The following is a 13,628-nucleotide window of genomic DNA, read 5'->3' on the forward strand; positions in this document are numbered from 1 at the left end:
CGCCGACGAGGGTAGCCGAGTAGCGGAGCGCACCTTCCACCCGCTCGCCGAGCGCACCCGCCCCCACGCCGAGCGCGGAGTTGTTACTGGCAATGTCCGGAACAACTCCGCGCTCGGCGAAGGGGGAGAGCAGCGGTCAGGCGAGGAGGGTGCGGATCGCCTCTGCCTGCTCCCGCAGGTCCTGGCGTGCCTCCTCGCTCAGGGTGTCGGGGCGCTTGGGGTTGTCGAGGTGCCGCACGAACCGGTCGAGCGCAGTGGCCGCCGGGTCGGGACGCCCGGCGTCGAGGTGCCGGGCCGCCAGCTCGGCAGCCTTGGCCAGCTGCTGCGCGATCGGGCCGGCGACGTCACCCTCTGCGATGTGCCGCTCCAGGGAGGCCCGCAGCTCGGCCACCGACGCCATCGGGCCCACCGGCACCCGGTGCACGACCGACCACTCACCCGGTCCTGCGGCGTTGACCGCACGGACCCGGAACGCGTACGTGGCGTCGTCGTCGACCTGGGCGAGGATGCGCTCGAGGTGGGCGAACTGGTCGATCTCCTGGGTGACGAAGCTGGTGGGCCGGGCGTTCGCCGAAACCGAGGCGAGGGTCTCCCAGCTGCCGGCGCCGCCGTCCCACTGGATCTCGTAGGCCTCCGCGAGGACGTCGGTCGCTGCCCAGTCGATCGTGAAGGTGCCCTCGTGGACGACGACCCTCGGCTCCGGGATGAAGGAGCCGCCCACGGACAGCACCTCGTCGTTGACCCGCACGTCGGTGATCGTCGGCGCCAGCGGAACCTCCGCCGGGGCCGGCGCGGGCATCGTGCCCGAGCGGGTCTCGACCTCCGCGCGCAGGGCGGCGACCTGTCCCGCGTCGCCGGTGGGCCACACGCCGCCCGCCGCCGGCCGGAAGGACCAGTCGAGCTGGGCGGGCGGGTTCGTCGACATGGTGGGGTTCGTCGTCGTCGACCCCTCCGCCACGGTCACCCCGATGTCGAGCTGCGGGTCGAAGTTCTCCTGCGACGCGGCGTCGAGGACGTTGGGCTGGAGCGCGAGCGCCGCCTCCCGCAGCCGGTCGAGCTCCGCCTCGGTCAGCCCGGGGAGGTGGTCCGAGGGCTGGCGGAAGCCGGCGACGGTGTCGGGAAAGTCGCCGTCGGTGACGACCTCGCGGGTGACGATGAAGCCGGGGGCGTCGCCGAAGAAGTGGTTGAACCCGGCGTTCGCGCCGTCGGACTCACCGGGTCCGGGCTGGTAGTCGATGGGCTGGTGCCCGCGGGCGTGCCCCTGGCGGCTGCGGAGGAAGGGGAAGTTCACGCCGTCGAAGACGTTGCCCTCCGCCCAGACCGTGGCGTTGTGGGCGGCGCCGATGCCGTAGCCGGTGTTCCGCTCGAGCAGGACGTCGTGGTGCGGGTGGCCCTGGATGTCCTCGTAGAGGTTGTTGAAGACGTGGACCCGGCCGTTGCGCACCCGCGGCGTGCGCTCCTCGCTGCCCTCGAACCAGTTGTGGTGCAGCGTGCCGTAGTGGGCGCTGATGGAGCCGGTGCCGCCGCCGATGAGCAGGACCTTGCTGCTCCCGGCGTAGTGGTTGTAGGCGACCGTGTAGTTGCGCGCGTGGTTGACGACGTCCGTGGCGCCGTCGCCCTTGGCCTGGTCGGGGTCGGTGTCGGGGATGGTGAGGAACTTGTTCTGGCCGTAGCCGAAGGAGTTGTGGTGTACCCACACGTTCGACGCCCGGACGCCGGTACCGCCGCCGTGGATCTCGACGGCGTCGTCGAAGAACTGGTCGAACTCGAGGTTGCGGACGACGACGTTGTGCGCGCCGCCGGTGGAGATGCCCCAGCCGTAGACGACGGCGTCGGGCCCGATGCCCTCGAAGGTGACGTTGCCGTTGCCAGCGCCCACGCTGAGCTTGCGGTTGTTGTTGAACGCGCCGGGCGGCACCTGCGCGCCGGCCTCCTGCGGGGTGGGGGCGACCGTCTCGAAGTCGCCGACGGTGCCGAGGAGGCGGACGACGACGGGGGTGCGCTCGTTCGCCGTCTCGCCGCGGCCGGTGGTGAAGAGGTCGGCCGGCAGGGCCTCGGCCATGGTGTCGTGGGTGACGTACACGATGCGGGCCTCGGGGTCGACGCGGCCGTCGGGGAGGTAGCCGCCGACGGCGCCGTCGAGCGCGAAGTCGTGGGTGCCCTCGAACTCGTTCTCGTTTGACGGGACGAACGCGGCACCGTGGCGGGGGAAGGACTCGGTGCGCAGGTCGGTGAAGGTGTGGACGGGCTCGCCGTCGGCCGTCCTCACCTGGACCTCGTAGGTGCCGCGGGGCAGGCCCGGCACGTCGACGCGCCAGGTGTCGCGGTGGGGGTCGACCTCGCGGACGAGCGGGGCGTCGACCTCCGTCCAGTCCTCGAGCCAGCCGGTGATGGGGCTGTCGTCCCGCCAGTCGTGGGCGCCGAGGGTGCGGACGTAGGCGCGGTAGCCGCCGTCGGCCGGCCCGGTCCAGGTCGCGTAGGCCGTCTCGTACCAGGTGCCGCTGCGCGTCCCGGCCGCGTCCTCGGCCGGTGCGGCGTGCGCGGTGATTGCCAGTGACCACACGATGGCGATCGCCAACAGTGCGGCGACCACGGCGCCGGCTGTCCTCTTCGTCGTCGTCATCAGCTCTCCTCGCAGGGGATGGCCGGCGACGGCGCGGCGGCGTCGCCGGGGCGGGCAGCGTTGCTCGCGGCTCCCGGGACGGCCCTCGTCCCGGCGTCAACAGCGGTGTCGTGGGCCGCGGGCGTAAACGCTTCCACGCGACGGTACGTGAGCCGGGTCACGCGGTCAAGGGTGCGCGACTCCGCCCTACGATGGCGCCATGCTCTTCGCCTTCTCCGTCGCGCCCACCGCCACCGACTCCGCGGACGGCTCCGTGTCCGAGGCCGTGGCCGCCGCCGTCCGGGTCGTCCGGGAGTCCGGCCTGCCGAACGAGACGACGGCCATGTTCACCACCATCGAGGGTGAGTGGGACGAGGTCATGCCGGTCATCAAGGCGGCGTGCGACGCCGTCGCGGCCTACAGTCCGCGCGTCAGCCTCGTCCTCAAGGCCGACCTGCGGCCGGGCTACGAGAGCCAGCTCAGCGCGAAGGTCGAGCGGGTGGAGGAGCACCTTCGCGGCGAGCAGGACTGAGCCCTCCTTGGGACCAGCTGCCCGTGCTGGGAACCGGACTGCCTGAGAAGGTGGAGGGGAGGGCCGGCACCTCGAGCCGGTCCAGAAGGAGGATCAGCATGAAGGCAGTTCAGTACCGTACGATCGGCGCCGGCCCCGAGGTCGTCGAGATCGAGACGCCCGAGCCGGGCCCCGGTCAGGTGCGCCTCAAGGTCACCGCCGCCGGCGTGTGCCACTCCGACTCGTTCATCATGAGCCTGCCCGAGGACCAGTACATCTACGGGCTGCCGCTCACCCTCGGCCACGAGGGCGCCGGCGTCGTCGACAAGCTCGGCGAGGGCGTGACGGGCCTCGAGGTGGGCACCTCGGTCGCCGTCTACGGCCCGTGGGGCTGCGGCCACTGCTACATGTGCGCGCAGGGCAAGGAGAACTACTGCGAGCGGGCCGGCGAGCTCGGCATCGCCCCGCCCGGGCTCGGTGCCCCCGGCGCCATGGCCGAGTACATGATCGTCGATGACCCCCGCCACCTCGTGCCGCTGGGCGACCTCGACCCCGTGCAGAACGTCTCCCTCACCGACGCCGGCCTCACGCCGTACCACGCGATCAAGGGCTCGCTGGACAAGCTCGTCCCGGGCTCGGTCGCCGTCGTCATCGGCGCGGGCGGCCTCGGGCACGTGGGCATCCAGATCCTCCGAGCGATCACCCCGGCGACCGTCATCGCCCTCGACCTCGCCGAGGACAAGCTCGGGCTCGCCAAGGAGGTGGGTGCGCACCACGCGTTCCTCTCCAACGACGACGCCGTGGAGCAGGTCCGCGCCCTCTTCGGTGGCCGCGGGGCGACTGCCGTCTTCGACTTCGTCGGTGTGCAGCCGACGATGGACCTCGGGGCCAAGATGGTTGCCGTCGCCGGCGACCAGGTGAACGTCGGCGTCGGTAGCGGCACGCTGCCCGTCGGCTTCGTCGACCGCCCGTACGAGGCGCAGGTCCGCGCGCCGTACTGGGGCTACCGTCACGAGCTCTTCGAGGTGCTCGACCTCGCCCGGACCGGCGCCGTCCACGTCGAGACCGAGGTCTTCTCCCTCGAGGACGCGCCCAAGGCCTACGAGAAGCTGCATGACGGCACCCTGCGCGGCCGCGCCGTCATCGTCCCGTAGCGACTGAGCCCGTCCGCTGGCGCCCAGAGCCGGATCCCTCCGCGGAGGAATTCGGCTCTCGGCGCGCTCGGTGCCACAAAGGGCGGTGGCGCTGCGGCGAAAGCCCAGGTCGGCTGCCGCGTGAGGCCCCGACGGGCGGCGGGTGGGTGCCGTTTGTGGCACTCTCGCCGGCCGAGCTGCAGCTGATCTGCGCACAAGTCCGCGACACGTCGCGTGACACGCCCGGGCGTCAAGGCTGGAGCCTGGACCTGCGGCGAGCGACTGGCGGTTGTGCGCGGGATCCCGACAGCGCGCGCGAGAGCCGGTGCGCGTGCGTGCCACAAATGGCGGTGGCGCTGCGGCGAAAGCCCAGGTCGGTTGCCGCGTGGGCCCCGACGGGGGGTCGGTCGGTGCCGTTTGTGGCACCCTCGCCGGCCGAGCTGCTGCTGATCTGCGCACAAGTCCGCGACACGTCGCGTGACACGCCCGGGCGTCAAGGCTGGAGCCTGGACCCGGTCGAGCGACTGGCGGTTGTACGCAGGATCCCGACAGTGCGCGCGAGGGCCGGCGCCGGCGGCGGAGAATCCGGCTCTCGGCGCGGTGGTGGGCAGCGGAGAATCCGACTCTCGCGCGGGGTGGGAGTGCGGCGGAGAGTCCGGCTGTCGGCGGGGTGGGGATGCGGCGGAGAGTCCGGCTCTCGGCGGCGGAGAGTCCGGCTCTCGGCGCGAGAGGGGAGGACCGCTTACGCGGCGGCGGGGTCGGCTTCCTGTGCCAGGCGGACGAGGTAGTCGGCCAGGGCGCCGGGGGCGGAGCGCGGGGCGACGGCCTCGACGTTGGCGTTGTAGTTGGTGTTCGTGTTGACGTCGTAGGTGAGCAGGCGCCCGTCCTCCGACTCGATGAACTCCACGCCGAGCACCTCGATGCCGTTGCGCTTGGCGAACTCGATGTACTTGCCGATGATCGGGTGGTCGAAGCCCTCGCGGAGGCTGAAGAGCTGCTGGCCGATCTCGGGCGCGATGGTCGCCCCGGGCGGGGTGATCGGGCGGCCGGTGCTCGGGTCGATCTCGCAGGCGTCGGCGGGGCACAGCTGGAAGCCGCCGCGGGCGGTGTCGGCGTCGATCGCGTAGATGAACTCCCCGCCGACGATCTCCACGCGGGTGATGCGCGGCGTCGCCGCCTGGACGTACTCCTGCACCAGCGTGATGCCGTCCACCGGCTCCTCGAACTCGGCGGACCCGACGTAGGCCTCCAGCTCGGGGTACGAGTCGAAGCGCCGCACGCCCAGGCCCTTGCCGCCCTGATTGTGCTTGAGGATGAGTGGCGTGGGGAAGTCCCGCGCCGCCTCGAGGATCCGCTCCCGCCCGATCGCCGCGACCGTCCGCGGCGTCTCGATGCCGGCGGCGCGCAGCGCGGTCAGCTGGTCGACCTTGCTCATCTCCAGTTCCACCACCCGGCGGCCGTTGACCGTGCGCCGCCCGTGCGCCTCCAGCCACGACAGCACCGCCCGCGTGTAGTCCTTGGACAGCGTGTGCCCACGGGTGTGGGACGAGGCGCTGATCCGCGACCAGAAGATCCCCTCGGGCGGGGTGGAGTCGAGGTCGAGGACACCGTCGGTGAGGACCCACTCGACGACCTCGACCCCGCGCTCGGCGAAGGCCTTGGCGAAGGGAGGGAACCACTCGGGGTTCTCGTGCAGGGCGTAGATGGGGAGAGTCATGTCAGGGCGAACAGTCACTGGTCGAGGAAGATTCCGTTGCCGGGCCCAAGGGGCAGGTCGAGGGCGAAGAACACCGACAGCACGAGCACCCACGCCACCCAGAACACGACGGTGAAGGGCAGCATCCGCGCGATGATCGTGCCGAGGCCCGCCTTGGGCTCGTACTTCCGCAGCATCGTCAGCAGCACGATGATGTACGGGTTGAGCGGGGTGAGGATCTGCGTGGCGGAGTCGCCGACGCGGAACGCGGCCTGGATGAAGGCCGGCTCGTAGCCGATGAGCGCGAACATCGGGACGAACACCGCCGCCATGAGCGTCCACAGCGCCGAGCCCGAGATGATGAAGAGGTTGAGCGAGGACGCGAGGACGACGAAGAGCAGGATCGCGAGGAAGCCGGTGAGCCCCGCCGCCTCCAGCCCCTCGGCGCCGGTCACCGCGATCCACGAGCCGATCCCCGACCAGTTGAACAAGGCGATGAACTGGCCGAGCACGAAGGCCAGGACGAGGAAGGGGATCATGTCGCGGATCGCCTTGCCCATGAGCGAGGTGACGTCCGCGACGCTCCGCGCCGTCCCCACGACCCAGCCGTAGACCAGCCCGGGTACGAGGAAGGCGAGGAACACGAGGAAGACGATCGAGCTGAGCAGGGGAGAGGTGGGCAGGAAGCCGCCCTCCTCGTTCCGCCACGGGGACCCGGGGACGACGACGGCGGCGACCACCGCCACCACCGTGAGCGCGAAGGCCAGCCCGGCCCAGAGCAGGCCGCGCCGCTCGACCGCCGTGAGCTCGGCGGTGACGGCCTCGCTCGCCGCCGGCCCGCCGTCGTCGTCCTCCGACGCCTGCTCGGTGCGCGGCACGTCCTGGCGGGTGAGGCGCGGCTCGAGCACCTTGTCGATGAGGAGGCCGGCCAGCGCCATGAGGATGAGGGCGGCGGCGATGTTGAAGAACCAGTTCGACACCGGGTTGACCGGCGCGCCGGGGTCGGGCAGCACGCCGACGACGGACTGGGTGATCCCGGCGAAGAGCGCGTCGAGGCTCGTGACGAGGATGTTCGTCGAGTAGCCGGCGCCGGTGGCCGCGAAGCCGCCGATGAGGCCGGCGACCGGGTGGCGGCCGGCGGCCTTGAAGGCCAGCGCCGTCAGCGGCGGGATGACGACGAAGGACGCGTCGGACAGCACCGAGCCGAGCACGCCGACGACGCCGACGGCGTAGGGCAGCGCCCGCCGCGGTGCAGACCCGATGAGCTTGCGGATCGCCGCCGCGAGCATCCCCGACTTCTCTGCCACGCCCACGGCCAGGAGAATCGGCAGCACGGTGACGAGCGGCGGGAAGCCGACGTAGTTCGCGCCGAGGTTCTCGGTGAGCCACACCAGGCCCTCGCCGGTGAAGAAGCCGCGGATCTCCGTGACCTCGTCGCTGCCGGGGATCTGGACCGTGACGCCCGCCCAGGCCATCGCCGTCGACGCGACGGCGACGATGACGAAGAGCGCGAGGAAGAGGGTGAAGGGCTCGGGGAGCCGGTTGCCGACGCGCTCGACGCCGTCGAGGATCCGGGAGGGCCAGCTCTGCCTCGTGGCCGTGGTCTCTGTGCTCATCTCGCCCTCGGTCAGTCGAAGTAGTGGGGGACGTCGAGCGGGCCGCCCTGGGCGGCGAACTCGGCGGCGACGGCGTCGCGCAGCTCGGCGTCGCACAGGTAGTCCAGGGCCGTGAGGGCCAGACCGACGGCGCCGTCGAGCGCGCCGGACCGCGCCGCGGGGCCGGCGGCGGCGAGGGCGAAGTCCTCGGTGTGGAGGGCGACGTCGGGCGGCGCGATCGCGATGAGCGGGTGGATGCCCGGCACCCGGTAGCTGACGTTGCCGAAGTCGGTGGACGCGGCGAGGGTCTCGGGCACGACGCCGCCTGCGAGCGGCTGGCGGCCGCGGCGCCGCTGGGCGGCGACCCAGCGGGCGGTCAGCGCCTCGTTGGTCCGCACCGGCAGCGACGGCGGGTGCTCGTCCCACTCGATCTCGACGTTCGTGCCGGTCATGAGCGCGGCGCCGCGGGCGATGTCGTCGAGGCGGCGGCTGAGGTCGCGCAGCGTGTCGGGGTACTTGGACCGTGCGTAGAGCGCGACGACGGCGCGGTCGGGAATGACGCTAGGGCGCGTGCCGCCGTCGGTGACGACGGCGTGGATCCGGTCCACGGGCGGCAGCTGCTGGCGCAGCAGCCCGATGCCCTGGTAGGCGAGGGCGGCGGCGTCGAGGGCGTTGCGGCCCATGAAGGGCTGGGCCGAGGCGTGGGCGGAGACGCCGGAGAAGGTCCAGCGCAGCAGCCGGCGCCCGAGCCACACCTGGTCGGCGAGGTCGTAGCCGTAGGGGTGGACCATGATCGCGGCGTCGACGTCGTCGAAGGCGCCGCCGCGGGCGAGCACCTCCTTGCCGGAGTGGCCCTCCTCGGCGGGGGTGCCGAGGAGGACGACGCGGCCGGCGACGGCGTCGGGCCGGGTCTCGAAGGTGCGCGCCAGGGCGAGGAACGCGCCGACCCCGGCTGCGGCGATGACGTTGTGCCCGCACGCGTGGCCGAGGTTCGGCAGGGCGTCGTACTCGGCGAGGATCGCGATCGTCGGGCCGTCCGCGCGGCCGCGGACCTCCGCGCGGAAGGCGGTCTCGACGCCGTGGACACCGCTCTCGGCGCGGACGCCCTGGCGGGCGAGGACCTCGACGAGCGTGGCGACGCTGCGGTGCTCCTCGTAGGCCGTCTCCGGCTCGGCGTGGAGGGCGGCGACGACGTGGTCCAGCTCCGGGGCCAGCGACTCGGCGGCGGACTCGACGGCGTCGCTCAGCTCTACGGGCGCGCCGGCGAAGGGGGAGACGGGGGCGGTGGACTGCCGCATCCGCGCGTCGGTCTCGTCCGCGAGGTGCGCCAGGTAGGCCGTGCTCGGCTCGAGCGGGGTGGTCTCAGACACCCAGCCAATGTAACGACGGGGCCCAGGACCGCTCGACCGGTACCGCGCTGTCTCACGGCGTGGACGACGGACGAGACCAGGGTTGGCGGGGCAGTGGCGGGGACTGGCGAGTACCGTGACGTCGCGTGGCGCCCGTCACGCCACAGACCTATGTGCTGTCCTCCGGGGAGCTCCAGCTGCCCGAAGACCCCGCGCGCGTGGGGTGGTGGGCCGCCGGCGGGCTGCCGGGCCAGGCCGAGGGGACGGTGGTGCTCGCCGGGCACATGGACGGCCTGCGCCGCGGCGGGGCGATGAGCGCGCTGCTCGACCTCCAGCCCGAGGACGTCGTCTCCCTCGAGGACACCAACGGGAACGTCCACGACTACCGGGTCGTCGAGCGCAGCACGACGCCGCAGGAGAGCCTGGACCCCGCGCTCTTCGCCACTGACGGCCCCCACCGCCTCGTGCTCGTCACCTGCGGCGGTACCTACGACGACGCGACGGGGCGCTACTCCGAGAACATCGTGGTCATCGCCGAGCCCGTCGGCTGAGCCCTCGCCTCAGCCGTGCAGGTTGAGGACCAGCTCCTCCGGACCGCCCTCGACAACGCGCACCGGGATGCCCCAGTCCTGGGCGGCGAGGTGGCACGCCGGGAACTCGATCGCCGGGTCGTCGTCGCAGGAGGCGGCCTTGGCGGTCACCGAGAGCACCGTCTGCCCGTCCCCGCCGTCGAGGGAGCCGAGGCTCAGGGTGACCTGCCGCTCGAGGTCCGTCCCGGTGCCGCCCCCCGCCACCAGCGAGTCCGCGGACACCGACAGCTGGGTGGACGGGCCGAAGCGGTCGTCGAGCTTCTTGCCCGCCGGCGGGGTGAAGACGACGCGCAGCGTGAAGCTTGGCGCCACCTCGGTGGCGGGCCGGTGGGTCCGGTGCGCACCGCCGTCGTGCAGCTCGGCCGCGCCCTCGGGCAGCGGAACCCGGGTGAGGCGGTGGGCGGCGGACTCGACGACGACGAGGTGGGTGCCGTCGTCGTCCACGAGGAGCCCGGACGGCTCACGCAGCCCGGTGGCCACGGTGCTCACCTGCCCGGTCGCGGGGTCGTAGAGGCGCACGGCGCCGTTGTACGTGTCGGCGACGGCGACCTGCCCGCCCGGGAGGGCGGCGACGCCGAGCGGGTGCTGGAGGAGCGCCTCGGAGGCGGCGCCGTCGCGGTGGCCGAAGTCGAAGAGCCCCTGCCCGACGACGGTGCGCACCTGGCCGGCGGGCACGTCGACGTAGCGCAGGGCGGAGGTCTCGGAGTCGGCGAGCCAGACGCGCCCGTCGGCGCCGACCGACAGGCCCGAGGGCTGGGCGAACCAGGCCTGGCGCAGCTCGCCGTCGACGAGGCCCTCGTTCATCGTCCCGCCGAGGCGGGCGACGAAGCCGGCGAGCGGGTCGAAGGTCCACAGCGTGTGGTGCCCGGCCATGGCGACGACGACGGCCTTCGCCTCGGCGGACCACGTGACGTCCCACGGGGAGGAGAGCTTGAGACGGCGGGCGGGGCCGTAGTCCTCGGTGGCGGGCTCCTCGCCCGGCGCGACGTTGTCCGGCGCGCCGACCATGAACTGCTCACCGGTGCCGGCGAGCGTGCTCACGTGCCCGTCGGCGAGGCGCACCCCGCGCAGGAGGTGGTTGACGGTGTCCGCGACGACGACGTCGTAGCCCACCTGCTCGGCGACCTCACCGGGCAGGGGGCACAGCCCGTTGGGCTCGTTGAGCTCGGCGACTTCGGGGGCGCCGTCGGCGTGCCCGCGGGTGCCGGAGCCGATGGCGCGGACGAGGGTCTCGCCGTCGGGCTCGAGCTCGACGAGGCGGTGGTGGCCGGCGTCGGCGACGAGGAGGTTGCCGCTGGGCAGCGCGACCGCCTTGGCCGGGAACTTGAGCAGGCCGGCGGTGGGCTCGGGCGGCACGTACGGGCCGGAGCCGCGGTGCAGCGTGCCCTTGGCCTCGTGCTCGGCGACGAGCTGCTCGATGGCGGCGGCGATGTTCGGGGTGTGCCCCTCACCGGCCATGTGGCCGACGATGTACCCCTCGGGGTCGATGAGGACGAGCGTGGGCCACGCGCGGGCGGTGTAGGCCTTCCACGTGACGAGCTCGGGGTCGTCGAGGACGGGGTGGGCGACGTCGTAGCGCTCGACGGCGGCGACGAGCGCGTCCGGGTCGGCCTCGTGGACGAACTTGGGGGAGTGGACGCCGATCGTCACGAGGACGTCGTGGTACTTCTCCTCGAGCTCGCGCAGCTCGTCGATGACGTGCAGACAGTTGATGCAGCAGAAGGTCCAGAAGTCGAGGAGGACGATCTTGCCGCGCAGCTCGGCCAGGGTCAGCTCGCGGCCGCCGGTGTTCAGCCAGCCGCGGCCGGTGAGCTCGGAGGCGCGGACGCGAGGCTGGGTGCGGGTGCTGGGCGACGTCATGTCCCCATTGTCCCCGGGGCGACGGCGCGTCAGGGCACGCGGGTCGGGTCCATCTCGTGGGATGGGACACGCAGCTGTGTGGCGTCGTTCTCCGCTCCCGTGGCACCGCTCGTGGGGAGCAGGCGGTCGGTGGCCACGTGGAGCGTGAGGAGGACGGCGAGGGTCAGTGCCGCGAGCGCGACGCCGACGGCGACGGCGCCCGCGAGCTCGGGCAGCGGGGTGCGGGGACGGTTCGTGCTCACGGGACGATCCTCGCCGGGCGGGGCGCCGGTCCGCGTCGGCCCGGCGGCTGATCCTGGTGGCCCGGGGTCCACCCGTGGTCGGACCTACGGCAGGCGCAGCCCGCCGGCGTGGTGGACGTGGAACCAGCGGTAGCCGTAACCGTCGAGGGCCAGCTCGGCGGCGCCGTCGTCGTCGACGAGCCGCTCGTCGCCGAGGAGGCTCTCGAGGAAGGACCCCGGGGGCGCGTCGACCCGCAGCGGGACGGTGCGGGCGTCGCCGCCGAGGTTGTGGACGGCGACGACCATCCGTCCTTCCCACGCGACGCAGTGCGCGAGGACCTCGGTGTGGGGCTGGTCGAGCACGTGGAAGGTGCCCCGGCCGAGCTCGGGGTGGGAGCGGTAGGTCTGGACGAGGCGGCGCACGAAGGTCCACAGCGAGTCCGGGTCGCGCATCTGGTCCCACGCATTGACGAACTGGGGGCCGTAGCCGCCGGGCACCGGGCGGGCGACGAGCTGCTCGGGCGGGGCGGTGGAGAAGGCGCCGCCCGGCTCCGGGGACCACTGCATCGGGGTGCGCACCGCCATGCGTCCCTCGGCGGCGAGGTCCTCGCCCATCCCGATCTCCTCGCCGTAGAAGAGCGACGGCGTGCCGGGCAGGGAGAAGAGCAGGGAGTAGACGAGCCGGATGCGCCGCGGGTCCCCGTCCATCATCGGCGGCACGCGGCGCTTGAGGCCGCGGCCGTAGATCTGCATCTCCTCCTCGGGCCCGAAGGCCGCGAAGACCTCGGCCCGCTCGTCCTCGGTGAGCTTGTCCAGGGTGAGCTCGTCGTGGTTGCGCACGAAGGTGGCCCACTGGCAGTCCTCGGGGATCTCCGGGCGGGCGAGCAGCGCCTCGGTGAGCGGTCCGGCGTCGCCGCGGGCGAGGGAGAGGTAGAGCCGCTGCATCGTGATGAAGTCGAACATCATGTGGAGCTGGTGACCGTCGCCGAAGTACGTCGCCTGCTCCTCGTGCGGCACGTTGACCTCACCGAGGAGCACGGCGTCCCCGCGGCGACGGGAGAGGAAGGCCCGGATGTCCCTGAGGTGGTCGTGCGGGTGCTGCATCGCGTCGGCGTCCTCGCCGGTCATGCCGACGTCCTCGAGGAAGAAGGGCACGGCGTCGACCCGGAAGCCGTCGATGCCGAGCTCGAGCCAGAAGCCGACGACCTTCATGATCTCGTCGCGCACCTTGGGGTTGGCGACGTTGAGGTCGGGCTGGTGGGAGTAGAAGTGGTGGAGGTACCACTCCTCGGTCTTCTCGTCGAAGGTCCAGATGCCGCCCTCCTGGTCGGGGAAGACCGCCATGTCGGAGGTGTCCGGCGGTTCCTCGGCCCGCCACACGTAGTAGTCCCGGAACGGGTCGTCCTTCGAGCGGCGGGCGGCCTGGAACCAGGGGTGCTGGTCGGAGGTGTGGTTGATGAGGAGGTCGACGATGACCCGCATGCCGCGGTCCTTGGCGGTGCGGACGAGCTCGACGACGTCGCCCAGGCTGCCCAGTCGCGGGTCGACGCCGTAGAAGTCGGTGACGTCGTAGCCGTCGTCCCGGTCGGGCGTGGGGTAGAAGGGCATGAGCCACAGGCACGTGACGCCGAGCTGGGCGAGGTAGTCGATCCGGTCGACGAGACCGGCGAGGTCCCCCACGCCGTCGCCGTCGGAGTCGAAGAAGATCTCGACGTCGAGGCAGTAGATGACGGCGGTCTTCCACCACTGGTCGGAGGTCTCGGTGATGCGGGTCATCGGCGGGCCCAGCGGTAGCCGGCTGCCCCGGCGAGGAGCACCGCGCCGACGACGAGCGCGAGGAGGAACAGAACGCCGGGCGTGTCGAGGACGACCATCCGCGGGGCGCCCGAGACGAGGGGCATGGACGAGGGCCACCCGACGGCGACCTCGCGGACGAAGGTGCCCCACACGCCGGCGAGGAGCAGGACGGCCGCCAGGACGACCGCGACCCGCACGCTGCGTGGGGAGGACTGGGCGGGGAGTGACATGTCGGTCCTTCCGTCGTCGGTCTGCCGACCACGGTAGCGGCGTG

11 protein-coding genes are annotated in these 13,628 nt (G+C 72.5%); 3 read left to right on the forward strand and 8 right to left on the reverse strand.

What is annotated here, in order from left to right; all coding sequences use genetic code 11:
• Positions 1-136: 136 nt before the first annotated feature.
• Positions 137-2,623, reverse strand: coding sequence for an FIMAH domain-containing protein (locus tag AA0005_RS08480; protein WP_413452975.1), 2,487 nt, complete (start codon positions 2,621-2,623; stop codon positions 137-139).
• A gap of 199 nt (positions 2,624-2,822) precedes the next feature.
• On the opposite strand from AA0005_RS08480, the gene AA0005_RS08485 reads away from it, so the two are divergent.
• Together AA0005_RS08485 and AA0005_RS08490 are read left to right on the forward strand one after the other, a co-directional pair.
• Positions 2,823-3,134 (forward strand): MTH1187 family thiamine-binding protein, encoded by a 312-nt coding sequence (locus AA0005_RS08485; RefSeq protein ID WP_413452976.1) that lies wholly within the window; start codon positions 2,823-2,825, stop codon positions 3,132-3,134.
• 98 nt (positions 3,135-3,232) lie between these two features.
• Positions 3,233-4,267 carry an NAD(P)-dependent alcohol dehydrogenase gene (locus tag AA0005_RS08490; RefSeq protein ID WP_413452977.1) on the forward strand — a complete coding sequence of 345 codons (1,035 nt, stop codon included), beginning with the start codon at positions 3,233-3,235 and terminating at the stop codon, positions 4,265-4,267.
• A 721-nt stretch (positions 4,268-4,988) separates the two neighbouring features.
• Here AA0005_RS08490 and AA0005_RS08495 read toward each other — a convergent pair.
• The 3 genes from AA0005_RS08495 to AA0005_RS08505 are packed head-to-tail and all read right to left on the reverse strand — an operon-like array spanning position 4,989 to position 8,907.
• A complete protein-coding gene (locus tag AA0005_RS08495; protein WP_413452978.1) occupies positions 4,989-5,963 on the reverse strand; it encodes an ATP-grasp domain-containing protein in 975 nt (324 codons plus the stop codon).
• Between the two features lie 14 nt (positions 5,964-5,977).
• The gene (locus tag AA0005_RS08500; RefSeq protein ID WP_413452979.1) at positions 5,978-7,558 is read right to left on the reverse strand and encodes an AbgT family transporter; all 1,581 of its coding nucleotides are present in this window, start codon (positions 7,556-7,558) and stop codon (positions 5,978-5,980) included.
• An 11-nt stretch (positions 7,559-7,569) separates the two neighbouring features.
• Entirely contained in the window at positions 7,570-8,907 is a 1,338-nt protein-coding gene (locus AA0005_RS08505; protein WP_413452980.1) for a M20 family metallopeptidase, read from the reverse strand.
• A gap of 125 nt (positions 8,908-9,032) precedes the next feature.
• Between AA0005_RS08505 and AA0005_RS08510 the strand changes: the two genes are divergently transcribed.
• On the forward strand, positions 9,033-9,437 hold the full coding sequence (locus AA0005_RS08510; protein WP_413452981.1) for a class F sortase: 405 nt from the start codon (positions 9,033-9,035) through the stop codon (positions 9,435-9,437).
• A gap of 9 nt (positions 9,438-9,446) precedes the next feature.
• Here AA0005_RS08510 and AA0005_RS08515 read toward each other — a convergent pair whose 3' ends face one another.
• From AA0005_RS08515 to AA0005_RS08530, 4 genes are all read right to left on the reverse strand, one after another.
• A complete protein-coding gene (locus AA0005_RS08515) occupies positions 9,447-11,336 on the reverse strand; it encodes an NHL domain-containing thioredoxin family protein (protein WP_413452982.1) in 1,890 nt (629 codons plus the stop codon).
• A 29-nt stretch (positions 11,337-11,365) separates the two neighbouring features.
• Entirely contained in the window at positions 11,366-11,578 is a 213-nt protein-coding gene (locus AA0005_RS08520) for a hypothetical protein (protein WP_413452983.1), read from the reverse strand.
• 84 nt (positions 11,579-11,662) lie between these two features.
• Positions 11,663-13,333, reverse strand: a complete 1,671-nt coding sequence (locus AA0005_RS08525) for an alpha-amylase family protein (RefSeq protein WP_413452984.1) — start codon at positions 13,331-13,333, stop codon at positions 11,663-11,665.
• Positions 13,330-13,584 (reverse strand): hypothetical protein, encoded by a 255-nt coding sequence (locus AA0005_RS08530; protein ID WP_413452985.1) that lies wholly within the window; start codon positions 13,582-13,584, stop codon positions 13,330-13,332. The genes AA0005_RS08525 and AA0005_RS08530 overlap by 4 nt, the downstream gene beginning before the upstream one ends.
• Positions 13,585-13,628 lie beyond the last annotated feature (44 nt).

The sequence above is a fragment of the Georgenia phoenicis genome (genome assembly GCF_047302425.1).
Lineage (GTDB): Bacteria > Actinomycetota > Actinomycetes > Actinomycetales > Actinomycetaceae > Oceanitalea.